Source organism: Streptomyces sp. NPDC057099 (genome assembly GCF_042671245.1).
GTDB lineage: Bacteria > Actinomycetota > Actinomycetes > Streptomycetales > Streptomycetaceae > Streptomyces > Streptomyces purpurascens.
Map to the genome: position 1 here is coordinate 41487 of NZ_JBHUTX010000044.1, position 24771 is coordinate 66257.

At 70.3% G+C, this 24771-nt stretch carries 22 protein-coding genes; 16 read left to right on the forward strand and 6 right to left on the reverse strand.

Translation table 11 applies throughout. The features are described 5' to 3' along the window. Nucleotides 1-110 precede the first annotated feature (110 nt). Nucleotides 111-533: a hypothetical protein gene (locus ACFT4A_RS34240; RefSeq protein WP_382838159.1), complete on the reverse strand. Its 423-nt coding sequence runs from the start codon at nucleotides 531-533 to the stop codon at nucleotides 111-113. 206 nt (nucleotides 534-739) lie between these two features. Next, nucleotides 740-1342 carry a hypothetical protein gene (locus tag ACFT4A_RS34245; RefSeq protein ID WP_382838162.1) on the reverse strand — a complete coding sequence of 201 codons (603 nt, stop codon included), beginning with the start codon at nucleotides 1340-1342 and terminating at the stop codon, nucleotides 740-742. Nucleotides 1343-1712: 370 nt separating this feature from the next. Between ACFT4A_RS34245 and ACFT4A_RS34250 the strand changes: the two genes are divergently transcribed. From ACFT4A_RS34250 to ACFT4A_RS34280, 7 genes are all read left to right on the forward strand, one after another. After that, nucleotides 1713-2045 carry a GntR family transcriptional regulator gene (locus ACFT4A_RS34250; RefSeq protein ID WP_382838164.1) on the forward strand — a complete coding sequence of 111 codons (333 nt, stop codon included), beginning with the start codon at nucleotides 1713-1715 and terminating at the stop codon, nucleotides 2043-2045. A gap of 150 nt (nucleotides 2046-2195) precedes the next feature. Further along, nucleotides 2196-3629: a DNA-binding protein gene (locus tag ACFT4A_RS34255; protein WP_382838167.1), complete on the forward strand. Its 1434-nt coding sequence runs from the start codon at nucleotides 2196-2198 to the stop codon at nucleotides 3627-3629. A gap of 21 nt (nucleotides 3630-3650) precedes the next feature. Next, nucleotides 3651-4331 carry a RibD family protein gene (locus tag ACFT4A_RS34260; RefSeq protein WP_382838170.1) on the forward strand — a complete coding sequence of 227 codons (681 nt, stop codon included), beginning with the start codon at nucleotides 3651-3653 and terminating at the stop codon, nucleotides 4329-4331. 984 nt (nucleotides 4332-5315) lie between these two features. Next, entirely contained in the window at nucleotides 5316-7520 is a 2205-nt protein-coding gene (locus ACFT4A_RS34265) for a hypothetical protein (RefSeq protein WP_382838172.1), read from the forward strand. After that, the gene (locus tag ACFT4A_RS34270) at nucleotides 7517-8338 is read left to right on the forward strand and encodes a DciA family protein (protein WP_382838174.1); all 822 of its coding nucleotides are present in this window, start codon (nucleotides 7517-7519) and stop codon (nucleotides 8336-8338) included. Before ACFT4A_RS34265 ends, ACFT4A_RS34270 begins: the two co-directional genes overlap by 4 nt. Nucleotides 8339-8955: 617 nt before the next feature. Beyond that, a complete protein-coding gene (locus ACFT4A_RS34275; RefSeq protein ID WP_382838177.1) occupies nucleotides 8956-9741 on the forward strand; it encodes a helix-turn-helix transcriptional regulator in 786 nt (261 codons plus the stop codon). Nucleotides 9742-9801: 60 nt separating this feature from the next. Next, a complete protein-coding gene (locus ACFT4A_RS34280) occupies nucleotides 9802-9966 on the forward strand; it encodes a hypothetical protein (RefSeq protein ID WP_382838180.1) in 165 nt (54 codons plus the stop codon). Nucleotides 9967-10072: 106 nt separating this feature from the next. Here the strand turns inward: ACFT4A_RS34280 and ACFT4A_RS34285 are convergent, their stop codons facing one another. Next, complete coding sequence (locus ACFT4A_RS34285; RefSeq protein WP_382838219.1) at nucleotides 10073-12742, reverse strand: ATP/GTP-binding protein; 2670 nt, start codon at nucleotides 12740-12742, stop codon at nucleotides 10073-10075. Between the two features lie 128 nt (nucleotides 12743-12870). Here ACFT4A_RS34285 and ACFT4A_RS34290 point away from each other — a divergent pair, with 128 nt between their 5' ends. Further along, entirely contained in the window at nucleotides 12871-13776 is a 906-nt protein-coding gene (locus tag ACFT4A_RS34290) for an ETEC_3214 domain-containing protein (protein ID WP_382838183.1), read from the forward strand. 76 nt (nucleotides 13777-13852) lie between these two features. Beyond that, nucleotides 13853-14131 (forward strand): hypothetical protein, encoded by a 279-nt coding sequence (locus ACFT4A_RS34295; RefSeq protein WP_382838185.1) that lies wholly within the window; start codon nucleotides 13853-13855, stop codon nucleotides 14129-14131. On the opposite strand, the gene ACFT4A_RS34300 is transcribed toward ACFT4A_RS34295, so the two are convergent. Continuing rightward, nucleotides 14095-15906 (reverse strand): zeta toxin family protein, encoded by a 1812-nt coding sequence (locus tag ACFT4A_RS34300; RefSeq protein WP_382838188.1) that lies wholly within the window; start codon nucleotides 15904-15906, stop codon nucleotides 14095-14097. The genes ACFT4A_RS34295 and ACFT4A_RS34300 overlap by 37 nt on opposite strands. A 151-nt stretch (nucleotides 15907-16057) precedes the next feature. On the opposite strand from ACFT4A_RS34300, the gene tap reads away from it, so the two are divergent. The 7 genes from tap to ACFT4A_RS34335 all read left to right on the forward strand — a co-directional run bounded on the left by tap (nucleotide 16058) and on the right by ACFT4A_RS34335 (nucleotide 22037). Next, nucleotides 16058-18175 carry a telomere-associated protein Tap gene (gene tap / locus ACFT4A_RS34305; RefSeq protein ID WP_382838191.1) on the forward strand — a complete coding sequence of 706 codons (2118 nt, stop codon included), beginning with the start codon at nucleotides 16058-16060 and terminating at the stop codon, nucleotides 18173-18175. Nucleotides 18176-18301: 126 nt separating this feature from the next. Next, nucleotides 18302-18862: a telomere-protecting terminal protein Tpg gene (gene tpg / locus ACFT4A_RS34310; protein ID WP_382838194.1), complete on the forward strand. Its 561-nt coding sequence runs from the start codon at nucleotides 18302-18304 to the stop codon at nucleotides 18860-18862. Between the two features lie 231 nt (nucleotides 18863-19093). Continuing rightward, on the forward strand, nucleotides 19094-19255 hold the full coding sequence (locus ACFT4A_RS34315) for a hypothetical protein (protein WP_382838197.1): 162 nt from the start codon (nucleotides 19094-19096) through the stop codon (nucleotides 19253-19255). Nucleotides 19256-19342: 87 nt separating this feature from the next. Beyond that, on the forward strand, nucleotides 19343-19600 hold the full coding sequence (locus ACFT4A_RS34320) for a toxin-antitoxin system HicB family antitoxin (protein ID WP_382838200.1): 258 nt from the start codon (nucleotides 19343-19345) through the stop codon (nucleotides 19598-19600). Then, nucleotides 19548-19973, forward strand: a complete 426-nt coding sequence (locus ACFT4A_RS34325; protein WP_382838203.1) for a toxin Doc — start codon at nucleotides 19548-19550, stop codon at nucleotides 19971-19973. Before ACFT4A_RS34320 ends, ACFT4A_RS34325 begins: the two co-directional genes overlap by 53 nt. A 223-nt stretch (nucleotides 19974-20196) precedes the next feature. Continuing rightward, entirely contained in the window at nucleotides 20197-21090 is an 894-nt protein-coding gene (locus tag ACFT4A_RS34330) for a PIN domain-containing protein (protein WP_382838206.1), read from the forward strand. Between the two features lie 158 nt (nucleotides 21091-21248). Further along, nucleotides 21249-22037, forward strand: a complete 789-nt coding sequence (locus tag ACFT4A_RS34335) for a hypothetical protein (RefSeq protein ID WP_382838208.1) — start codon at nucleotides 21249-21251, stop codon at nucleotides 22035-22037. Between the two features lie 413 nt (nucleotides 22038-22450). Here the strand turns inward: ACFT4A_RS34335 and ACFT4A_RS34340 are convergent, their stop codons facing one another. Both ACFT4A_RS34340 and ACFT4A_RS34345 read right to left on the reverse strand, forming a co-directional pair. Continuing rightward, a complete protein-coding gene (locus ACFT4A_RS34340) occupies nucleotides 22451-22867 on the reverse strand; it encodes a hypothetical protein (RefSeq protein WP_382838211.1) in 417 nt (138 codons plus the stop codon). Beyond that, nucleotides 22861-23523 carry a replication/maintenance protein RepL gene (locus tag ACFT4A_RS34345; RefSeq protein ID WP_382838214.1) on the reverse strand — a complete coding sequence of 221 codons (663 nt, stop codon included), beginning with the start codon at nucleotides 23521-23523 and terminating at the stop codon, nucleotides 22861-22863. Before ACFT4A_RS34345 ends, ACFT4A_RS34340 begins: the two co-directional genes overlap by 7 nt. Between the last annotated feature and the right edge of the window lie 1248 nt (nucleotides 23524-24771).

Genomic DNA, 24771 nt, shown 5'->3' on the forward strand with positions numbered 1-24771 from the left:
GAGCTCTCACCTTCCGGGGCTGTCACCGTGTGACTGGCCGGACGGCCAGCCACGGCCCGTCTCCCACCCCCGACGCTCTGGTGGGGTGAGAGAGGGACCGTGGCGGATCGTCAGGCGGCCGGCGCCCACGCGAACGCGGGCGCGGTCGTCCTGGCCGGGCGGATCAGGTAGTCCGAGGTCGTCCACACCGAGCCGACCGCGAAGGGCTGGCCGTCGGGGCGCAGGGTGTCGCGGACGATGAGCGCCCACCGCGCGCTGTCGCGGCGCAGCAGCTGCGCGGCCTCGGACGGGTTGTTGATGAGCGCCAGGACCTCGAACCGGCCGTCGACGTTCTGGTAGATGGCGCCGGGACCCCGGGGACCGACTTCGTCCTGGGTGCGGGGCAGGCTGATGACGGCAGGGATCACGCTGCGGCTCCGATCCGGTCGGGCGAGGTGGGCGAGGGCAAGCTCGTCGTGCCGCGCGGTGCGCTGCGGGTGGGGACGGGCCGGGGCGGGTCGGTCGGGAGTCCGCTCGTGCGGGACCGGTGTCATGCTGGGCAAGTTGGGTCGTCCTCTCACGAAGGGTGACCTGCGAAAGAGCCCCCAGGAACGCGCTCCTGGGGGCTCGTCGCGCGAGTGCGTCCTGCGCACTCCGCCGGCCACCGGCTCCACCACAGGGCGGGGCGGTGTACGACGGGCAGCGCAGGGCTGCTGAAGAGGCGGCCACGGGCTTGAGATGGCCGTTCGTGCGGGGCTGGTCAGCGCTCGGAGCGCTTGGGGTGGAGCGTCTTGAGCGGCACCGTCGGCGCGCCCAGGGGCGTGTCACCGTCGGGCAGCTGCGCGCGCCGGGTGTCGGTGTCGCGGACCGCCGCCTCAGTCGACGCCCAGGCATCCTTCCGCCGCCGCAACGGCGCCCGACCGTCCCCCGACTCCTTCGTCGGGGTCTGCTTCTGCGCGGCGATCTGGACGACGGCCGGGGCCGACTGCACCTTCGGCTTGCGCCGGACAGTGGTCCGGCGGCGGTGCACGGTCTCCGCGTGTCCGTCCACCAGGCGCTCCTCCCACTTCCTGGCCGTGACGTCGACCGTGACCAGGCGGTTGCTGCCCAGATGGCAGCGGACGGCCGCGTCCTTGCCCGCCCGGCCGGTGTCGTGCGGCACGACCTTGGGCTTCCTCGCCTGGATGCCGGTGATCGGCACCCACGTCTCGCAGTCGGGGCAGATCAGCGACGCGCAGGCCGGACGCAGGTCGTACTGGTGGGGCTTGAGACTGGAGACGGCGAGCGCCGGGCGAGGGTTGATGTTGCGGGATCGGGTCCGGCTCCGTCGGGGGCGGGCGGTGCGCTCGAGGGTGGAAGACATCTGGACTCCTCAGGGACGGAGTGGCAGGGAGCGCGTCGCGATGCTCTCTCTGCCCTCCGGGCCACACGGCACGAGGCCGGCGTCCCGTAGGACAGACAGCGCACAGCGCTGCGACGTGCACGCAGTCGTCGCGGCCGTCAGGCTCCGGGGGAGTTCGATGGTGCTCTCGCGCCCTCAGCGAGCTGAGGACTACCCCGGCCGCCCCGAAGGGCGGACGACTACTGCGGTCTTGCTTGCGACTCGGTGAGCGAAGCAGCCCACCTTGTCGGCATAGCTAAGTTACTTGATACAGTGGGTGCTATGTCAAGCGGTGTGTTGATGAAGCTATGGAACCTAGCTATGTCGAGGAGGTCGGCCTACGATGTCGGTCATGAGCGACGAGGCGGTGCAGCCGTACCAGCGAATTGTTAAGAACGTGCGCGACAAGATCCGCTCGGGACAGCTGACGGCCGGGACCAAGTTGCCGAGCACTCGCGAGCTGGCCGACACGTATGACGTTGCGCCGGGAACCGTTCAGCGAGCGCTGACGGAGCTGCGGACAGCCGGACTGATCTACTCGCACCAGGGGCGCGGATCCTTCGTCACAGAGACGGCCAGCGAGTCCGCCGAGGACTCGACTGCCCGTGCCCTCAGACGGCTTGAGGAGCAGATCGCCGACTTGACTGCGCGTCTCGCGAAGATCGAGGAGGGACATAGCTCCTGACATCTTCTGCTTCACGTTGTGCATGGCCATCCCTCCCCTGCGGACTTGATCTCGTTAGCAAAGTTGTAAGCCCAATCGGCGTGGAAGTTCTAGATCGACCGTGTATCCAACCGCCGGATACGCCAAGTGGAGACATGGAAGGGGCAGCAAGTGACTCAGCGGCCAGAGGTGTTGACGCCCGAGCAGTCACCCAAGCACCGCTTCGCCTACACGCTCCGAGAGTTTCGGAACGCCCGGCGCTACTCCCTGCGCAAGCTGGCGGAAAAGACCTGGATGTCGCACGGCAAGCTGCAGAAATGGGAGGACTGCTCACGGTTTCCGAAGCACCAGAAGGAGGTCGCGCTTGTCGACTCGACGCTCAACGCCGGCGGCGTACTGGTCGACTTGTGGGAGCGTGCCGGCGGGGGTGTATCCGCACGTAGTCGTGTATCCGTTTCTGCTCCCCGTGTATCCAATGCGTCGATCGGGCTGGCCAGTGCCGCATCCCAGCAGGCAGCGTCTGACCATGAGGGGACCTATGTCCCTGCTCGTCTACCGGATGGATCGGTGATTTTCGTGGCGCTGAATCGACGCGCGATGCTGCGTGGCGGGGTGGGAATCGGTGCCGCGGCTGCACTTGGCACGGGAACGCCGGCGGCCGCGGACTCAGGTGCGGTGCCGGGGCTGGCCCGGCCGGCACGGGCTGCAGCTGCGTACAGCGGTACGCCCATCGAGTATCTCCGGCGCGCTCGTCGACTGCTGATCGACAACGACAACCTGCTGGGGCCACGAAGCGCCGTGCAGTCCGTGCGTGAGCACATCGACGTCATCAAGGATCTACGCCGCGAAGCCAAGGGCGTTGACCGCGATTCCCTGATGGAGCTCCAGACCCAGTACGCCGAGTTCGCCAGCTGGCTCTATCAGGACCTGGGCGATTTCGACAGCGCGGAGTTCTGGCTGGACCGGGCCTTCCAATGGAGCCACACCGTCGGCGACGGTGACCTGACCTCCTACGTCATGGCTCGCAAGGCCCAGCTCGCTGGTGAGAAGCGCGACCTGGTCGACGTTGTCGATCTGGCCGAGGCGGCGCAGCGCATGGCACGTCCGCGTAGCCGTCTCGCCGCTGTGGCCCGCACGTACGAGTCGTACGGTCACGCCCTTCGAGGCGCAGACTCCGACAGCGAGCGCGCGATCGAAGACGTCCGCAACGCGCTCGACCGCGTCTCCAGCGACACAACCCCGTGGGGGGTGTGGTTGAACGAGCAGTATGTCGACGTTCACCGCGCTCAGGGACTCGAGGTGCTGGGGAAGCACGCCCAGGCCGCGGAAGTCTTCACCAACGCCATTGATGCTCTACCGGAGGGCTACCACCGGGACCGGGGCGTGTACCTAGCCCGCGCGGCGATCGCCCATGCTGGCGCCGATGCGCCCGAGCAGGCCGCCGCTGTCGGCCTCCAGGCCCTGACGGTCGCGAACGACACAGGATCTGGTCGGATCATGCGCGAGCTCATCCGTCTCGACGAGGCGCTGGTCCCGTGGCAACGCCAGCCCGAGGTGGCCGACTTCCGTGAGAACTTCGACCTCGTCCTCGCCCACGAAGCCTGACAGAAACGGATACAAGCAGTCATGACCACGCGTCCATACGTCATTCTCTCCGCCGCCATGTCGGTCGACGGATACCTGGACGACACCACCCCCGACCGGCTGCGGCTGTCCAATGCGGCCGACTTCGACCGGGTCGACCAGGTCCGCGCGGAGTCCGACGCCATCTTGATCGGCGCGAACACCATGCGCCGGGACAACCCCCGCCTCTTGGTGAATAGCGACGAGCGGCGCTCGAAGCGCATAGCTGACGGCAAGCCCGAGTTCCCCCTGAAGGTCACCATCACTGCGAGCGGCGATCTGTCCGCCGATCTGAAGTTCTGGCACTTCGGCGGACAGAAGCTGGTCATCACCGTGGACGGTGCAGAAGAGAAGGTACGCGCCACCCTGGGCGATCTGGCCGACGTCGTCAGCGTCGGTCCCGAACTCGACTGGGGCCTGGTCCTCGATGAGCTCGGGCGCCGTGGAGTCGAGCGGCTGATGGTGGAAGGCGGTGGGACCATCCACACGCAGCTCATGGCGCAGAACCTGGCCGATGAAGTTCACCTCGCCATCGCCCCACTGCTCGTGGGCCAGCCGGAGGCAGCCCGGTTTCTGGGCGACGCCGACTACCCAGGTGGTTCGACGGCCCGGATGAAGGTGCTGGAGATCCGCGCGATCGACGACGTCGTACTCGTGCGCTACGCCCCCAAGGAACGAGCCTGATGTGCGCGCCCGCCCGACTTGGGAGGAGCGCGGAAATGCCCTTGCGGCAGCTGGCTTTCCCGTGCGGCGGGCAACTTTCCGCGCGCTTCCCGTCAGGCGGGCGCGGCATTCTGAGCACCTTGGACACTGCACGAATTCGTCGCGCAATTCTGTCCGGTCGTGCGGTTAGGCTGTGTGCAGAAGTGATCCTTAACGGCGAGAACCCCCGGGACCGGGCCTGGTCTACCGAGGGTTCTCGAACGGGGCGAAGCTCCGTTGGCGACACACCTTGATGGGAGGTGCTCGCGGGGTGAAGAGTACCCGCGCCCGTGGAACTACACGCGCACCTGCGCCGTTCCTTCAACGCGATCACGCCATCGGGTGTGGTTTTGGGTATGCCGACGCCGCCTTCGGATTCGAGGGGGTCGGGATGACCTAGCTGGCCATCGGCCGCGCGCGCCGATGAGGTGGAGTGGCATCCACCTGGCCTCGCGCGGCCCGTCTACCGGCCGGACTCACCGTCCAGGTCGGCCGCCCAGTCTCCGGTTTTGGCGCCGGTTTCCGGGCTCCAGCTCATCGAGCTGGTTCTTCTTCAATCGCAAAACCCCGCTTTGGCAAGCGGGTCGCACCACCCGGTCCGTGAGGGCCGAGCAATACCGCAGTCGCTCCCAGTGGCAGGGGGCTTCTGCACCCAACCGGTGGGCTCCTTCGGCTATGGCAGGCCGTTGGGGACCACCTACATCCGCATAGACCGTTCGGCCGAGGTCGGGTCCTGGCAAGGGCCCGGTCGCGGTCGGGGTCGACCTATATGAAGGTTGGTATCGCCATAGTGCACGAGGTCAGCCGGGTCTGTCAGCTTGACCCGGGGGTGGGGGACACCACGCCTCCGGTCAACTCCGCAGGCTGGCGCGTCCCGCCCCATGGAATTGTGACGTGCATCACACCTCTTGGTTGTCGTGTGAATGCCGCCAGGTGGGCGGATCGCCTGACCTCGGGAATGTTCCTGTGAGCGCCGTGGCGGCACAGGCCGCACAGGCCGCCGCGCTGGACTACCCCCTGTGGGATGTCATCGACAACCCGGTCGACGATCCGCCGGGCGGGACGGGGCGGTGGCTGCGGTCCGTAGGTGCCGGGCCGGTTCCGGAGCGGCCTGCGGGCCATCCGCTGTCGCTCGGTGAGGACGCCCGCGCCCGTCTGGGTGGTGCGGTGCGCGCGTTGCTGGATGCGGCTGGCCTGGAGGGTGCCTCGGACGCGGTGCGCCTGGCGGTGCTGGTGCTGGCGTCGCGGACGCCGTCGGAGACCGGTGTGGTGGAGATCCGTACGCCGGAGCTGGGTCGGTGGCTGGGGCTGTCGGCCTCGTACGTCGCGTCGGACGTGGTTCCGGCGCTGCGCCGGTCCGGCCTGGTCGACGTCGAGACGGCGGAGGGCGAGTTCGGCCAGGACATCGGGCTGCGGTGCAAGGTGCTGCCGGTGTGGGCCGCGTACGGCGTGGTCGGGCACCCGCTGAACTTGGAGAAGAAGGAGTTCGCGACGCTGCTGCGGCTGATGGAGGCCGTGATGGCGCCGGGCTGGACGCACAAGGACGGCCGGGTGACCCCGGCCGGGCTGCTCGGGCCCCGTACGGGCCGGGCGGCGGCGACGGACCGGCTGGCCCTGTTGCTGCTGGTGATGGAGGCGCGGGAGAACGGCCGGGTGCGGCAGTGCGGCGGGACGGTGGACACCAAGCGCGGCCGCGCGGCGGCGACGGTGGCCCGGCTGCTGGGCGGCAAGGCGTCGACGGGGGAGCGGGTTCTGGAGCGGCTGGAGGATCGGGGCCTGGTTCAGCGGGTGCGGGTGGCGACGGCATCGCGTCTCGCGCACCGTACGCGGCTGATGGTGCCGGCGGTCGCCGCCGCGCACGGCAAGGTCGGCGCCGTCGACACCCGGCGGAAGGAGCGTGCGACCGCCCCGGACCCCGATTTTTCAGACCCCGACGTTGCGGCAGGGGATAGTGAGGCCTCCGAACAGGAGGCAGAACCGCAGGTCAGCGATGTGCGGGAGGTCGATGAGGCGGGTGTTGCAGAGCCCGACGTTACGGCAGCCCTTCACACTGACCACCCTCACCTGGTTACTCCCGTCGTTCCTCTGAAGCTCTCTGGTGGCTTTTCCGGCGAAGGCCGTGGTGAGTCCGGTGATCTGCCGGACCGCGCGTGCGTGCGCGAGGACGGCCCGCTGCGCGGGGAACAGCAGGAGAAGTCCCCGGTCGGAGAAGGCGAGAACAGCGGCCGCGGGCCGGTGGCCGGTGCTCCGGTGCAGGTCATGGAGGGCGAGGGGCAGGGCAAGCAGCAGCGGGGGAGGGTGCCCCTGCCGCCGGAGGAACTGCGGGCCGTCCTGGCCCCGGTTGGCCTGGTGTGGGCGCGGCTGGAGCGTCCGGCCGCCCGCCGCGTGGTGGAGGCTGCCGCCCGCCGTGAGCTCAAGCGGGTGGTCGGTTTCGCTGGTTCCGTGGACGCGCCGCAGGTCCTCGCCGACCGGCTCGCCCGGCACCTGGAGACCCAGATGCGGGTGGGCGGGCCGATCAAGGACCCGGTGGCCTGGCTGATCGGCCTGGCCCTGCCGCAGCGTCAGCAGTGCGGCGACGTGCGGTGCGACGACCGGGTGCTCCTCGACTCCGGCCAGGACTGCCCCCGGTGCTCGGAGCGGCAGGAAGACCGCCGGGACCAGCGCCGCGCGGTCGCGGCCGCCGTCGACACCGCGATGCCCGGCGCCTCCGAGGCGGAGCGTCGGGCGGCCACCGCCACGCAGCTGCACCAGGACGTGACGGCCAGGGCATGGGCACAGGCGCACGAGTGGGACCAGGTCCGCGCCCGGCAGGTCGCCGCCGCTCAGGCCCGTGCCGAAGCCGCGGCCGCGCAGCCCGAGGACCAGGGCCCGGCCGCGCCGGTGCCCCGGGTCGTGCTGCCCGCGCCCCGTCCGGCCGTCGCCGCCCCGGCCCCGGAGGCCATGGACGTCGACGACGACCAGGAGCTGGTCCTCGAGGACCTGACCCCTGAGCAGGTGCGCAACTGGCGGGTGCGGGCGCTCAGGGACCACCAGGTGGTGTTCGACCACATCGACCGCTACGGCGAGACGTCGGCAAGGCGCCTGTTCAGCAACCAGCTGGTCGACCAGGCGCACCATCACTCCCGGCTCGGGCACCTGGACCTCGGCTACTCCACCTGGGGGCAGGCATGAGCGGCAGCGAGACGTCCGGCGTCGACCTGGCCCGGGTCGCGCTGCGGGCCGCGATGGAAGCGGCACGCGCCAACGGCGGCGGCCTGAAGGCGAAAGCGAAGCTGCGGATGGTCCGTACGGTGCGCCGTGACGGGCGGGAACCGATGGGGCTCGGGGCGGCGATCGGAGCGCTGGTCACCGAGCGAGCTTGGGAGCTCCCTGCCGCCGGCGCGACGCTGCGCGAGCGGTGGGCGGCCATCGCCCCCGAGCTCGCCGGGCACGTCGCCGCCGTGTCGTACGACGCCGACTCCGGCCAGCTGACGGTGTGCCCGGAGTCGGCGGCCTGGGCAACGAAGGCCCGCCTCGAGCAGACCCGCATCGTCGCGGCCGCCAACCAGTCGGCGGGCCGGACGGTCGTCCGCGCCCTGCGGATCCTGGCGCCCGGCACGGTGCCGGTGCCCGAGCCGGCCGACTCCGACCCGGAGCCCGCAGCCGCACAGGCCGGGCCGCCGCGCACCCGGGAGAACGCCTCGGACGGCTACCGCCGCGCGCTCGCCGCGCACCAGGAGGCGGCGCCGCCGTCGCGGATGGACCCGCACATCGCACAGGCGGTGGAGCGGCAGACCACCGCGATGCGGGAGCTGTCCCGCCGCGCGTTCCTCGAGCCCGACGCCGTCCCGGACACTACGCCGACCCCGATCGAGCAGGCCCGCACCGAGTGCCGCCGCCAGGCCGACGTCTCCCACGCGGCGGCCCTGCGCCGCGCACGACAAGAGCGTGCGGCCCGGGCCCGGACGGCGACCGTTGGTCCGACGGATCCACTGCGGACCACGGCCTGAACAGCAACGAGGCCGGGACCTTGGGGCCCCGGCCTGCGCCTGATGGAGGGGCGAGCCACCGCCCGTTCCATGAAGTCCCTGTTCACTGGTTGGAGCCAGAGGAGGTCAGGGCCTGCCTCTCAAGGAGGGGCAGATGTGCGGATGGTTGCAGTCTGCTGCGATGACAGCAAGCGGATGTGGGACGAATTCGAAGAAAGCGCCTGGAAGGGCTGGCCATGGCTTAACGCTGAGGTGACGCCCTGTTGAGAAGGTGCAGGTCGCGTCAGAGCATCATCGGGCGCGAAGGCGTGCACGGGGATAACTTGCCAGTTGGCCCTGTCTCCGGCAGATGCGACAGATACGAATTTAGTACTCGTGCCCGGCATTCGAGCGGTCCGATCACTGGCACCATTCTGTTCACCGCAGCACGACGGAGCCACCCGTTGAGCTGTCGGCCTTGGTTGGAGCCAGAGTTCTGAGACCCCGGTCCCGCGTCGGCGGTGCACAGCACCCGTATGCCGGATTCCGGAGGAAGGGCACGTCATGCTGCAGTACGCCTTGATACGAACCGTGACAAGCGGAGGACGGATTTCGGCGCCCAGGGTCGGGTAGCCGCGATGACGCGTACCGGGCGTCCGATGGCGCCCATTCCGAACCCGAAGACTTCGAAGGGCCGACTGGCCGCCGTACTGCGCGCAGGGAGATCCGCTTCCGAACTGACTCGCCAGCAGGTTGCCGACAAGGTCGGAACGTCCGTCGGGACGATCCAGCGTGCTGAGTCCGGCCGTGCCCTGCCGACGCTTCAGATGGCACATGCCATCGCGCTCGTCTGCCACTTGGACGGGGAGCGAATCGAGTCCCTGTGGAGGAAGGCGTCGCAGCGCGGGCGCAAGCAGCAACCTGCGCGCGCACGCCCGCCGGCTCAGATCGTAAATTCCGCGGAACTGGGGCTTGCGCTGCGGCGGCTATGGCAGGTGAACGGTTGTCCGTCCCTGGATGAGATGGAGCGGCGGGCCAAGGCCCGTATCCGTGAGTTCGGCAGTCTCTCTCGGTCGACGGCATGGCGGATCCGGGAGCGGGACCAGTCGGTCGCATCCAAGGAGCAGCTGTTCGCGTACCTCGTTGCCTGCGAAGTGCCGGAGAAGCGCTTCCGTCTCTGGGCCGAGGCCTGGCACCGAGCGCGGCAGGCCGAGAGCCGACGCGCTGCTGCGGATGACGCCCGCCAGTGGGTTCTCAGGGCGGCTGAGGCGGAGCAGCGCGTCCGTGAAGCCGGGCTCGTCCCTGAAGAGCGCTTCCGGGGGAGCACGGTGCCCTGGACGGTGCGGTGCCGGCGACGGTCGTGCCGCCAGGTCAGCCGAATCCGCTACACGGCCTTCATCGCCAGCGGCGTGGGCTGCCGATACTGCGCCGGGCAACCTGCCTGACCCTCTCTCTCCTGCCCCACAGGTACTGCGACTTCACACCCAACCCGTACGAGGAGACTCATGTCCGATCCCAGCCCGCCTCCCCCAAGCCGCTGGAAGAGGCTTCGGGCCTGGATCCGCCGCCGCTTGCGCGCGATGCTCTCCAGCGCCCTGCGTGGTGCCGCCTACGCCTCCGGAGCTGGCATCGTCGGCCTGATGTTCTGGTGGATTCAGCACCAGCTGTAGCCCATCGGCTCCGGGACTCCCTGGTGTCGGCAGGCCGGGCGCACTGCTGGCCGCCATGACCTCATCGACACTCTGCGGCCCGCGCTGAATCAGCGCGGGCCTACGACTACTGCGAGATGCCGAGGTGTCGTTGCCGGGCGGCGACCAGGGCGTGCCAGCGCTCGCGGGTGGCCGGCTCGCTGTCGGCCCACCGGACGGGGGAGGCCTGGGGGGCGGGCTGGCCGGCCATGAAGGCGGCGATGGTGCCGTAGTAGGCGAGGTCGCCGCCGCGGGTGTTCTCCCGCAGCCGGGCGATCGTCGCGGCCACCTGGTCGTGGTCGTCGCGGACTGCGTGGTGGAAGGCGAGGGCGAGGTCCAGAGCGAGCTCGGTGTACGTCACGCCCGCTGTACGGATCTCGGTGCGCAGCCCCTGGGCGCGGTCGTCGATGTCGGCGTCGGTGCGGCCGGCGTCGCGGGCGAGCGCCGCGATATGGGTGATCAAGGTGGTGGCGCGCAGATCGACGCCGGCCAGAAGCTGCTCAGCGAGGGCGAGTTCGTCGTCGGCGACGGCCTGATCGGTGAAGGCCAGGGCGAAGGCGCGGTGCGCCTGGCTGTTGCCGCGCTCACCGGTGACACCGTGGTGTTCGGCTTCGTCGCGTGCAGCGGCGTATGCGGCGGCGGCGCGGTCCATGGCGCCGTGGGGCCACCAGATGTCGCCTTCGACGCGGTGGTGGCGGCCTTCCCAGCCCAGGGTGTGGGCGGTGGCCAGGGCGGTGGGGAAGTCGCCGGCCATACGGGCGAGATGGGCAAGTCCGCGGCGGGCGGCAGGGGCGAGGCGGCCCCCGCCGTCGGCGACGGCCTGCATGCCGGCGCGGGAGGCCGGGCTGTCGCCGAGGTCGCGGTGGGCCTTGGCCCGGTAGTACAGGGCCAAGTGCTGCAGGTCGTCGGGGAGCAGGTCGCTGTCGATGACCGTGGTGAGGCGGGCGACGGTGTGCGAGCGGTGCTGGTGCTGGCGGCGGGCGAGCGCGCTGAGGAGTTCGACCAGGGCGTCGGCGGCCGTGTCCAGTCCCGTGGAGTCGGTGTCGGGCGGGGCGAGGGGTTCCCACACGGAGTCGCTGACGTATGCCCAGGCGGCGGGGGCGAGCCAGTCGAGGTCGAGGCGGTGATCGCGGGCCAGGCGCAGGCCTTGGCGCAGGCACGCGATGAGCAGGAGCCGGCCCGGGCCGGGCGCGTCCTGGTGTTGCTCGCCCAGGGCGGTGAAGGCGCGTTGGGCGGCCTGCTGCCAGTCGCGTTCGCTCCAGCGGTCGTCGGTGGTGTCGTCGGCGTTGCGAACAGCGGAGCGGATCAGGGCGTGCAGGTGGAAGAGCCACAGGCCGTAGGGGTTTTCGCGGACGAAGGGCCGCTCGGTCAGCCGCAGTGCGGGCCCTTCGTGGGGGAGGCCCGCCGTCCGGGTGGCGAGGGGGACGTCGAAGGCGTCCAGCAGAGCGACGGAGCGCAGGACGTGACGTTCGTCGGGGGTGAGGTCGGACAGGGTGCGGGCGACCAGGGCGGGGAAGTCGTGGTCGAAGTCGGCGGGCTGCGGGGTGTGTCCGCTGCGGCTCAGCTCGAGGAACCGGGCGACGGACAGATCGAGGTGGAGGGGCAGGCCGTGCGAGCGGGCGGTGATGACCTGCCGGACACGTTCACCGATGAGGGGCTGGCCGTCGCGGGTGAGGCGGCGGGCGAGGTAGTCGTCGCAGTCCTCGGGGGAGAAGTCCCCGATCAGCACCTGCCGGGCCGCACCGGTGCTGTTGGGGGTGCGGGCGGCGGGCACGGTGGTCGCGGCGAGGCCGGGCCAGGCGGCGGGGCCGGTGTAGTCGAGCTGGCCCTGCAGGGCCGTATCGGCCCACTGCAGGCGGGAGCGACCGGTGATGACGAAGAACGCGTTCGGCAGAAGCCACACCGTGCGCTGGATGAGCCGCTCCAGGTCACGGCGGGTGCGGTCGCCGACGTCCTCGAACGTGTCGAGCAGCACCACCGGCACGACCCGCTGGCCGTCGGGGAGGCGGTTGAGCTCCCACGCGAGCAGGTGGGGGTAGAAGGACAGGGCGTCCAGGTCGGGTTCGGCCTCGAGGAGGTCAGCGAGCCGGGCGCAGCCGGCCAGGGCCCGTACGGTCTGGCGGCGTTCGCGCAGCGCGCCAATGAGAGCGCCGGTGATCTGGCCGACAGCGGAGCCGATCGTGCCGGGCAGCATGAGCGCCTGGGCGACGTCGGCGAGCGCGGACTGCATCTGCTGCGGCAGCGCCTGCCCGAACCGGGAGGTGATGCCGCCGCGGCGCAGGTACTCCTCCAGCGGCTCGCCGGGGTGGTTGGCCTCCCAGTAGCGGCGCAGCGCGAGGTCGAAGGCGGGCAGCGGGCGGCCGATCGGGGTGAGGGCGGCCCGGATGGCCAGCACGAGCTGCTCGAAGTCGGTGCCGGCGGAGCGGGCGAGGTCGATGCGTACGGGCAGGATCCGGTCGGCTGGCCAGCCGGGTTCGCCCCACTGGGCGGGACGCCGTCCGGCATCGGCGAGTGCCGCCTCCAGTGTGCGGGACAAGCTCGTCTTGCCGATACCGCCCACCCCGTGGAAGACCAGCGTGTTGGCGCGGGGCGCCTCGAGGTCCTCCGGGTCGAAGCCGGGGCTGCTGATGTGCTGGAGGTGCGCGGTGAGCGCGGCCGCGACCAGCTCCCACTGCGAGGACCGGTTCGTGAACGCCTCGTCGGCGCGCACACTGCGGTCGTTCGTACTGAACAGGGCCCTGAGATCCCGGCCTGCCACGCTCACCCCCGAAAGATGATCAACTGCGGGTTCCAACCTATGCCCGCAGCACTCCTCTTGGGGAGGCGGCACCTGGCCGAAGACCTCGTGGCCGCCCGGGCCGGGCCGGCGTACGGCATCCTTCAGCGATGAAGCCCGATCCGGAGCCCTGGTACAACACCAGCCTCAACCTGTGGCAGATAGCCGCGGTGCTCGTCGCCGGCTGGTCGCTCGCGAAAACGCTCGCCGCGGGGTGGCGCCGGAGCATCGGCCTGAGATGGCACCTCACGACCCGGCTGCGCAAGATCGCGCCAGGGGTTCGGCACGACTACGTCGAATCGCTGCTCGGAGAGCCCAAGTGGCAGTCCACGACCGTATGCACTCGCTTCGCCGCAGATGCCGACGAGGCCGGTGACAGGGACCGCAAGGTGGAGCTCACCGTGAGGACCTGGCCGCTGTCGCGGCTCGGGTACCTGGTGACGTGGTCCGAGGATGACGTGATGGTCATGTACGGGATCACCACCATCAGCTGGTGGTTCCGGCCCTCGGTGCGGATCGGCGGCACGCGGATCCGGCTCGGAAAGACCTCCTTCGCGATCCTCGACGACACCGATGAACACCGTGCTCGGCTCGGCAACCGCCGGTTCGGGTACATGGAGAGCCACTACTTCGGCAACCCGGGCGGCTATCGGTCGTGGTACGTCGGCGTCAACGACATCGGATACAACGCGGTCCCGCTCTCCCTCGACTGGTTCGACGAGGAAGACACGTCTCGCACCCGGCTTCTGCCGGAGATGCGAGCCGCCTACCGGGCGAGTGCGCCGATCAACACCGTCGTCGTCAGCGGCATCGCCTCGTATGAGGAAGTGGAGGACGGCAGCTTCTTCGGCACCTCCTTGGGCGTCGACCAGGACCTGGTCCGCCTGGCCGATCCCGAGTTTCACGTGCTCGACAGCCGGGTCAGCCGCGTTCACCAGCGGCTACGGGAGCGGCGGTGGCGCTGGTACCACCGCCGCTGGGAGAAGAGGCAGAAGGCCGCCCCGCAAGGGCCGTGACCGTGGTCCTCGATGGTCTGGTGACCCGAAGAGACAATGACCACTCCCAATCAAGATCACGATGTGAGGGGGTGCCATGTCCGGCACACCAGATGAGCCCGACTTCTCCGGCCTGGAGGGCGGCGAGGAGCAGGCAGCGGAGGACGCCGTCCAGGAGGTGGTGAACTGGTACAACGCCCAGATCATCACGGAGCGCCGGGCTCCGGCGCCCGATGAGGAGCGGATCGAGGAGCTGAAGGCCGGCCGCGAGGCCGCGCTCGCCGACCAGGCGCAGCTGGCAACCGCCGACCAGGAGGAGGCCGACCGGATCGCCGTGGTCTACGCGGCCCGGCTGAACGCGCTTAAGGAGTCGTAGCCCGAACTCCTCAACACGGGCAGGGGCCAGATGGGCGGGTGCGGCCGGTCGATCCGGGCCGGCTGCACCCGAGGCGGCATCAAGGGCCGGGCGAGCGCGGCGATCTCGTCCAGCTCGGTCCGGTGCCGGGGCAGCGCCCGGCGCAGCGCCTGGTGGAGGCGGAGGAACGCGGCGGCCTCCTGCTCGGTGTACGGGCGCAGCCGTTCCGCGGTCAGCGCCCACGAGGCCCGCCCGGCGCCGCCGGCCTCGTGGCGCGCCAGGGCGTGGCCGTCACGGCGGATCACGGTCACGGCCGCGATCTGCGGGTGCCGCTCGGCGACGGCGACGAGGTCGGTGAGCGCGCGGAAGCAGGTGTCGTGCCCGGTGCGGGTGGTGAACCGGCCGGTGCCGCCGCGCTGCAGGGCCCGGGCATAGCGCAGCGCGGTGGCGAGCCGGCTGTCGGCTTCGCGTACGGCCAGGACCACGAGTTCGACCGGGTAGCCGGTGGTCGCGAAGGGCAGCGCGCTGTCGAGGAACTCCTGGGCGCTGCCGGGGGCGGCCTCGATCACGACGTCGCCGCGCCGCAGGCGTACGTACTCCTCCGCTTGGGCGAACCACGACCGGTAGTCGGCTCGGATGGCCGCTCCGGCGCTGCGGGGATCGTCGCGCAGCAGCTGGTAGTAGTCGGGGTGCGAGGCCTTGAAGTCGTCGCCGACCAGGCGGGTCGTGCCGGGCCGCATGGCGCGGCGGACCATCCTGGCGGCCAGGAGTTTGCCCGCGCCGGGCTGTCCGAGGACGTACACGGCGCGCGGGTCGTCCCGGGGCACGATGCGGTTCAGGTAGGACGGGGCGATCAGTTCGTCGAAGATCCAGCGGTGTTCGTCGGGCGAGAGCCGGTGGTAGTCGACGCCCGGGGCTCGGCGGCGGGGCTGGGCGATGCGGCGGACCGGTTCGGACCAGGCCGCCGCGCGCTCGGTGTCCCGTTGCACGGCCAGCCGCCGGTCCTCGGCGAGTTCGGCGTGGACGCGTCGGTCCGTACGGGCCAGTTCCCGGCGGAAGGAGGCGGTCTCGGGCGCGGTCCATGGCCGTGACCGCTCCCGCTGCACCACCCGGGCCGCCACCGGCCGGCGCCGCCAACCGCCGTCGACGGTGAACTCGTTGGCGTACAGCAGGGTGCCGTCGCGCCGTACGACGGTGATCCGGTCGGCGAGCTGTTCGGTCTCGATGGCGGCCAGGGTGGCCGGGAGATTCTTGGCGCAGCTGTCGTGGTTGTCCCAGGACACGTAGCGGCCGCCGCCGGTGGCGGCCTCGGTGAGGAAGCGGTCCACGATGCCCAGCTGGCTCAGGGCCTGCGCGGTGGCCACCACGACCACCTCGATCCGGTGCCCGGCGGCCCGGTAGGCGGCCGAGGCCGTACGGAAGTCGTCCGGGTCGGCGAGTGCCGATTCCACCACGGCATCGAAGCCCCGCTCGCGGACCACGTCTTCGACGGCGGCCTGCCAGCGGGCGGTGTCGGGCCGGACCAGGGCTCCGGCGGTACGCACGTCGGCGGCCAGAGCGGCCGCGTAGTGCCGGTGCGCGGGCTTGTACAGGTCCCGCCCGACCCGCACCGAGCCGCCGCGCAGGTCCAGGACGGCCTGCACGAGATCGGCGATTGCCGTCTTCCCAGCGCCGGGCTGGCCGGCCACCACAACCACGACCGGCCGCTGCTGGCGCGCCGCACGGCACGTCGCCGCCGGGAGGATGACCCGGTTCAGGATGCCGTTGCTCTCGCGCTCGGACAGTACGCCCGGCATGCCGCCCGATCCCACCAACGCTTCCTCCCGATGCCTCTCCGAGCGGCACTGCCCAGCCGGTCAAGATCACCCTAACAGGGTCATCGAATCGAGTTAAATAACAAGCTAAAAGTGTAGCTAAATTTGCTAGTATCGAGGGGGAGGTAGACCCATGCCATCGAAGGAAGAGCTGTTCGCGAACATCGACGCGCTGCTGGACGAGGAGCCGCAGCTCCCGCCCCCGGCGGAGCGCGCCCGACTGCGCGAGGCTGCCGGCATCACCCAGGCCCGCCTCGCGCAGGCCCTCAAGTCCACCGTGCAGACGGTGAAGAATTACGAGAACGGCCGCTCCGAGCCGAAGCCGCCGCGCCTCGAGGCCTACCAGCGGCTGCTGAAGGGCTGGGCGGAGAAGTACCCCGCGCACGGTGCCCCTGCCGCCCCGGAGGCTCCGGCCGCCGTGCCGCAGCCGGTGACCCCGCAGGCGTTCACGGGCCCGGCCGCGCCCGAGGCGAAGGCAACCGTGCCGGTGGAGGCGCCTGCCGCCCCGGCCGCGCCCGAGCGTCCGGCCGCGCGCCCCGCGTCGTCGCGGCGGCCGGCGGCGAAGAAGGCCGCAAAGCCCGCCACCGATCCGCGGTTCCCGCACGGTCCGCTCGCCGTGCTGGACGGTGAGGGTTCCGCGTACGGCGTCGGCGGGATCGTGCTGGACTGCCCGGCGACCAGCGTGGTGGAGCTGGTGGAGTGGACGCTGCGCGAGTCCGGCCTCGGTGCCGCCAAGCTCAACCGGCACGGCAAGGACTCCGACCCGCTGATCGTGCTGACCGCCTCTGCAGCCGTGAAGCTCGGGCTGCCCGAACGCCTTGAGGGCCACGAGCAGCGCCGCTCCCTGCGCCTGCCCGAGGACCACCCGGTCGTCAAGCAGGTAGGACGCGCGAAGTGGCAGCTCACCAAGCGTGGCTTCGGCCCGTGGGCCCGGATCTACCGCAAGGCGCAGGGGCGCGAGCGGCAGTGCGTGCAGCTGGCGATCCTGTCCTGGGACGCCCTCGATGAGCGGTCCTGGCCCGGCGTCGCGGAGATGGAGCCGGCCGACATCGCCCGCGTCCTCGGCGTATACGCGCAGCGGGTCATCACCCCGCGCGGATCGACGGCCGTCTCCGGGCTGGAGCTGATGACGGCGCTGCGCCCGCCCACCCGGCCGGAGCGTGACGAGGAGACCGGGAACTGGGTGAGCGGCCACAACCCCGGCAGTCTGGGGACGGAGCCGATGGACCCGGCGCCGCCGGAGGCCACCCAGGAGCACCCCGTGGTCGTCCACTCCGGCTGGAAGGGCGGCTTCCTGCACGAGGAGGCCTACCAGTGGGTGCGGCCGGTGGAGTTGCTCACCGATGAGGAGTGCACGCTGCCCTTCGCCGTCGGCCTGGACCTGAACACCGCGTTCCTCGCGGCCGCGGCCCGCCTGGTCGTCGGCCTCAGCGCCCCGGACCACTTCCACGCCCCGAAGTTCAACCCGAAGATCCCCGGCTCCTGGCTGGTCGACCTGTCCCACGTGGAGCTGGATGCGCGCCTGCCGAGCCCGTTCACGCCGACCGGCGAGCGTCCGACGGGCCCGGCCTGGTACCAGACGCACACCGTCGCCTACGCCCAGGAGCTCGGCTTCAACGTCGCCCCGATCGAGGCGTACCTGCGCCGTGAGACCGGCGCGTACCTGGACCCGTGGCACGACCGCCTCAAGACCGCCTACGTCGACACCCTCGCCGACCTCGGCGTCACCCGGCACCTGTCGGACGTGGAGTTCCTGGCGGCGATGGAGCGCCACAAGGACGTCGACCCGGCGCTGACCGCCGTGCTGTCCGCGATCAAGGCCACGGTCAAGGGCGGCATCGGCAAGCTGCGCGAGAACCCGCAGGGCAAGGGCTACAAGGACGGCGACCCGTGGCCGGCCATGCAGCGCCCCACCTGGCGCCCGGACATCCGCGCCGCGGTCATCTCCAAGGCTCGCGTCAACATGCACCGCAAGCTGCTGAACATGGCCAAAATGACCGGCCTTTACCCGCTCGCCGTACTCTCCGACTGCGTCGTCTACCCCTCGCCGGGCGAGAGCCCGCTGGACTTCCTGCCGTACGCGGCGTCCGGCAAGCCGCAGCCCGGCGGCTTCCGTCTCGGGCCCACGCCGGGCCTGGCGAAGCTGGAGGGCGTCCAGTCGATGCTGTGGGCGGTCGACCTGATGGAGCAGGGCCTCAACCCGGCCCGTCACATCAAGGGTGGCGACGCCGTCCTGGACGAAGGCGAGTAGCACCGTGACCACCGACACCGGCCGGCCCGCCGCTTGTGGCGGACCCGCCACAAGCGGCACGTCGTCGCTGGAGGCCGGCGTGGAGCGGGAACGGACGCTTCACCGCATCCCCGAAAGGAGTTGAACGTGGCCGGAGAGATCGACGACGCGATCGAGCGGGCCGACCGGGAGTCCTTCACCCGTCAGCCGCCGAAGACGCTCAAGGGCCGGATCGGCTATTTGATCCGGCAGTTGGGCAGCGCGAAGGCCGTCGCCCAGGAGATTGGTGTCACCGCCGACTCCGTGAACCGCTACCGGCGTGGCGCCCGCAAGCACGCCCGGCCCGATGTCGCCGCGAAGATCGACGACGCTGTACGGCAGCGGTGGCAGCCGCAGGTACGCAAGCGCCGCCAGCAGCAGGCGGCCGCCACGGGCGGGATCACGGTGGAGACGAGGGCCCGGTTCGGCTACACCGCGCCGGTCGGCACGACCGACGACGGGCGCTTCCGGCGACTCACCGTGCACCTCCCCCCGCAGTACGCCCAGCGCCTCTTCGAGGCTCGCGACGCAGGGGCCAGCGACCAGCAGATGCGTGGGATCATCGCCGAAGGGTTTAAAGACGTCTATTTCCAGGACGGCGGAAGCCGGGCTATGGGAATCTCGCACGTGCAATTGAACGACATCGATTACCTCGACCTGGACTACTAGAACCGGGGAAAGCCTGACCTACACTGAATTCCCTGTGACTCAGCGCTTCGTTTGGACAGCGAGTGCTTGAGTTGGCCGCTTGAGCACTTGTTTTGGGAGTCAGCTGTCCAGGGGGCCCATCAGGTAGTAGCCGGTGACCCGACGCTTGCCGACCACCGTCCCCCTGGTCCCGGCACCCGCAGCGGCGTCGTCTCGTTGAGCACAGCGAACCGCCCGACGAAGGAGAAAGCCGTGCCCGACACCCGCCCGCTGGAGATCCCCGCCGACCTCGCTCACCGGCACCCGAACGAGATCACCCAGTGGCTCACCGAGGTGGAAGATGACGAGACGGTCACGGACGCCGATGTCGACCGCGCCCGCCAGGCCGTGCACCACGCCCTTGGCCTCGATTGACGCCCGCGACCGCACACGAGCCGTCTCCCAGGACCGTTTCACCTGATCCGCCCCCCGTGCTGTACGCCCTGCTGTACGGTCAGGGGTATGTCGAAGTCAGTGACGATCCGGGTCCCAGAGGAACTCCACGCCCAGCTGCAGGAGCGTGCCGAGACCGAGAGCACTACGGTGACCGCGCTCATCACCGAGGCCGCGCATAACGCGGTCCGCGACCCCCGCCTCGAGGACGCCGCGGAGGTCTTCCGCCAGTTCGTCGCCGACAACGCGGACGCGTTCGACGCGGCCTTCCCCGATGACGCTCCCGCCCGACTGGACGCTGCTGGGCGCCAGGGGCGGGCTGCCTGAGGTGGAACTCCACATCGACATTCGCTGGCTGCTGGAGCGCCAGGCGGAGGTGCTGCCCAAGCAGCCCGAGGTCTGGGACTTCTCCAACCTCGTGGCCGCCGTCGCCCGCCACCGAGTCAACACTCCGCAGGTCGGCGCCAGGGTGGACAACGCCTGGCGCGCGGCCGCGCTCATGCACGCCGTGATCCGGCTGCGCCCGCTCCCGGCCCGCAACGCCCTGTACGGCGCCGCGATCGTCGTCGCCTACATGAACGCCGCTGGCGAAGCCATCGACCCGCCGTACGGCGCACTGATCGACCTCGCCCGCGACATCGACGCTGGCCGCGCCGACGGATACGACGCCGCCGACCGCATCCGCTCCTGGCGGGTCTGACTTCCTGGATCACCGAGCACTGGTTCCGTAAGGGACCTGTGCAGCCCAGCGGCTACTGGATCTGCGCGTTTCCGGACTACGGGCGGCACCGCGCCGATCACGCCTGCGCACACCTTCACGCCACAAAACCCCAGGTAGACGCGCTGAGCTACCACCGCGGCGTAGCTCGGGGGCAGGACTCGGCAGGGCAAGGGATGTCAGTGGGGTGGTCCATCATCGGTGGATGCCGCAGAAGAAGCCCCTCCCGCCGACCTACCGAGAGCGCCTCCTGGAGCAGCTCGACGCGATCGAACGGGACTACCTCGCTGTCCTGGAGGCCTCCGAGATCCAGTACGTGAACCCGAACGAGCCGGACGACAGCTTCGTCCTCCTCGGAGCCGCGGACTGGGGCTGGGCACCGAGCGGCCCGGCGCTCGAGTCCCAGCGGATGGACCTCCTGCGTCGCCTGCGGGGCTGGGAGCCGAAGTTCCGGCTGCTGTTCCCCCACCCGACGCCCGAGGCGGCAAAGAAGCTCAAGGAGAGCCTGAAGCACCTGGAACGCTGGCTGGTCCGCGAGGGCACGTGGTCCGACTGCTCCATCCCCCAGCACATGCCGGAGGCGGTGAAGCTCCTGCAGGCCTACGTCCAGCAGCTACGGAGCCTGGCCGATCTACTCCCGACGGACCCGTGGCCGGTGCGCTTGACCGTCGACACCAACGCGCTGATCGACAACCCGGACCTCGCCGCCTACACCGGCCAGATCGGTCCGCGCTACATGGCGCACTTGCTGCCGGTCGTGCTGCGCGAGCTCGACGACATGAAGCGCGCCGGCCGGACCGACATCCTGCGCGACGCGGCCAAGAAGGCCGACCGCCGCTTGAAGGGGCTGCGCACCAACGGCGACGTCACCCTCGGGGTCCGGGTCGCCGGCGACGTCCACGCCGTCTTCGAGTACATCGAGCCCAAGTCCGACGCACTGCCCGACTGGCTCGACCTGGACGTCCCGGACGACCGGTTCATCGCCTCGACTCTGCTTCTACAGTCCCGCCACCCCGGCTCCGCCTGGTACGTCGCCACCAGCGACATCAACCTCCAGACCAAACTGCACGCCGTCGCATTGCCGTTCATCGAACCCTGACCCCGTACAGAATCACCGTCCGGAAGGTGTGCGGCATATAGCCTCACACCCCAAAACCCCAGGTAGACGCGGCGCCCTGTGAGCCTGTGAGGTGGAGCTCGCGCGCCGTGCTTCCGTACGCCTTGGTCCGGCCCGCCGACGCGGAGGACGATGGAGACATGGGCGAGCACGACCACGGCCAGGACGACGTCGCCGAACCCGCGCGGCCTCCGCTCAGCGCGGCACAGGCCCGGGAGATGACGGCCGGGCTGCGCGAGGCGATCGACGACGTCCGGCGCTCCCTGGCGGTGCTCGCCGACCGGGTCCGCGACGCCCATGTCGCCCGCGTCTGGGAACCCCTCGGGCAGCCGAGCTGGGAGTCGTACTGCGACACGGAGTTCGGCATCAGCCGCGCGCAGGCGTACCGGCTCCTGGACGTCGCGCGCGCCCTGGCCGCGATCCACGGCGCGGTCGCCGCCGGCACCGAGACGTCTCGCATGCGAGACACCGGCCCGGCCGCCGCGGCCGCGCTCGACTACGGCCTGTCCCAGCGCGCCCTGATCGCCGTCTCAGGCCGCACGGACGTCGTCGCGGAGCTGATCACCCGCCGACTCACCACACTCGCTCACAGCGGCCTGACGGCCCTCGATGAGCCGACGGTGCGCGCGGTGGTCCGCCAGGCCGTCCGCGACGTCCGCACCGCCCCGCCCCCACCGTCCGCCGAACCGCCGGCGGATCCCGTAATCGCCGCAGGGCGCCAGCTCACCACCGACCTCTTCGCCAGCGCGTACGCCATCGGTGAGCTGATGCTCGAAGTCGCCCCGGCCTACCTGTCCGACAAAGAGGCGGCAACCGGCGTCATGGCTCTGCTGTGCGAGGAGATCGGCGAGCCCCTCGAGCGTGGCCTGGCCGCCCGCCGCTACGCCATGTCCGGCGACCGCCGCGCCCTGCACGGCACCATGCTGTAGCTGCTGCTGGGTTGTTGTTCATGGTCCTTGGGTGGTTGCCGAGTGCAGCGGAGCGCTCTCCGAGGTGCAGCGCAGCATTTGCATGGGCCGGACCCCGCATGCGTGCTACACGGGCAGCAGCCCGACCCCGGCCGATGCAGCGCGGCCGGCTGCATCCAGAGCCGTAGGGTCAGAGCCTGCTGACCTACGGCTCTGTTTGGTGGCGGTGCTGCCACGAAACGGTGGCAGCACCGCCACTAACCCGTGGTGTTCGTTCTGGAGCACCAGAACGAACCGGTTTACCCAGTGCTACCGCCCACTCCGCCGCCGGGTGCTCGCCCCTCGGGCAGACGTGTGTGCCTCTGCCGCACGTCCGTCTGCAGCAGGGGCACAATTCGCAGTCGGTCATCGCCCATGTGCGGCGGCGATCGGCGTCACCCGGCGGCGCGGACCGCCCGGAGCGGCTGGTTCTGCCGCTTGGGCGGCGCGGTCTCGTACAGCGGGGCGGTGATGTCGGGCAGTTCGCCGGCCTCGATGCGCTCGGCGGCGTCCTCGATCGCTTCCTCCAGCTCCTCCTGGGAGGCGTAGGAGGCGACGTAGGGGTGGAGGTAGTAGGTCCGGTACTTGCGGTCCTTGGGTCGCAGCACGAGGTTCCGGCTCTCCAGCAGCGACATCGCGGTGTTCGCGGAGTTTCTGGACAGGCCCACGCGGGCCCCCAGCTCGGCCTGGGAGGCGTTCACCTCGCCGCCGGGCTCCTGGCGCTCGATGAGGGCGCTCAGCAGCTCCATGGCGGCCTTGGTGAGGTCCAGCCGGTACAGCATTCCGAAACCGGCGCTGGCCTGGATCAGCATGCCTGCCCCTCCTCGTCGACGACTCCATCTTCCCCATCTTCGGCACCTAGCTCCAGCTGCACGCTGCGCGGCGGCCGCGGGGCGTTGAGGGCGGGGAAGACGTCCTCGGGCAGCTGCCCGGTCTCCCGGTCGCGCAGCGCGTCCAGGATCTCGCGCTGGACGTCGCCGTTGCCCTCGAACCCGAGCATCGGATTCACGAAGATCAGCCCGTTGTCGACGCGCTGGATCATGTGCCAGTGCTCCAGGCGGCCGATGGCCCGGGTTACGTTCGACCGCTCCACGCCCAGCTTGTCGGCGATCTTCTTGTGCGTGGTGCGCAGCCACCCCTCGCGCTGTCGGCCGATGCACCACAGAAGGACCGCGGACTGGATCGGCGACATGCCGTGCTGCGCGATGAGCACCGCCAGGACGTCGGCGAGGAAGTCGTTGGACACCACGCTGTAGCCGGACCCGCCGTACATGTCGTGGGGCGCGCGGTACGTGTACCGGACGCTGACGTCCATCTTCTGCACGGCCCGCTTGCGGGTCGGCGGCTTGATGTCCTTGCCCAGCCTGGAGGACAGGGTCTCGCGGAAGGCGCTGTCACCACCGGGCGGAACGGCGGCGATGCGGCCCTTGCCGCGGCCGGCGGAGGGGCGCTTGGGCTGGGGTGGCATCGACGGGGGTCCTGTCCTCGATCTTGGGGGGTACGCGGCGGACACTAGCAGTTGTTCAAGCTCAGTTGGCAGATTTGTACACGCTGGCGTGGCGCTTTGGTGTCGACGCCGACACAGCGGATTCGGGCCGTGTTCCCTGGGAACCCGTCGCCACCTGCACCGATCCGCACTTGTACAAGCTGCGTTGGCAAATAGGGGTGTCGGTGTGGCACCGCGAGCACATTTCCGCAGGTCAATGTGTTGCCGCTGACACATCCCCTCTCGCAAACCCGCAGGTCAGAACATGTTTTCCCAAGGTGCTCTCTTTTCCTTAAGACGCACGCGCGCGCGAGGGCCACACCAAGGCCTCCGCTTGTGGTGGTGCCACCGCCACCGACGGCACCAATCGAGGGGCCACCAGGTGCGCATCCTGTGGCCTCTTGCCCCGGCGACCGCGGCCCGGCCATCGCCGGGCCTCCCCCTGCGCATGCTCCTGCCCGCGGCTGAGGCGGCTTCGCGTGCGGCTCGGCTACCCCGGCGCGGGTCGTGGAGGGCACCATCGGCTCTGAGTCTCGGGTGGTGTCGGCCGTAACGATCCAACAGCCGAAGCGTGGCCGGGGCCGGTGGACGGTTCCGCCGAATGGCCTGGGGGCCATTCGGCTCCGGTACCTCCGAACTTTGAATTCCGGCATTCCCATATCGGGCTTCCGTTCTGTGGCTCAGCTGTTCATGGCCGCGCAACTATCAATTCGTCCGGTGAATTGTGGCCAGGATCAGGGGTGGTGCGGCATGGACCCAAACGCTACACATCTGCCCTCTGTGATGCATCACGCTGACTGCGTGTTCGCTCACTCGGGTGATGCGTCGATGCATTCCGCCCTACCGTGGAGGGTTGGCGTGTATGCTGGCGAGGTATTCGTGAACGTGAGCGGCCGGGTTCGGCAGTTGAGGAGGCGTCAAGGTGGAGCGCAGCGGAGCCCAGTCACTGCGGTGGGGCTGGCACTTGTCGGGCCGATGGTCCGTCACATCGGTTGCGGGGATGGTGGCCTGGAACCCCAGGGGCTACACAGGCCCGCATGTGATGCACCTCCCCTTGCTGCCAGCCCCGGCGACCGCGCTTGCGCGGGTGCCCTCAATTCGCGCTTGCGCGAATTGCCCTGCCTTTTGAATTCCGCTTGCGGAATTCCATTCCCGCGTTTACGCGGGAATTCGAATTGCGCTTGCGCAATTCGCGCTCTATGCCCCGGCTTGCCGGGGCATATCCCGCTC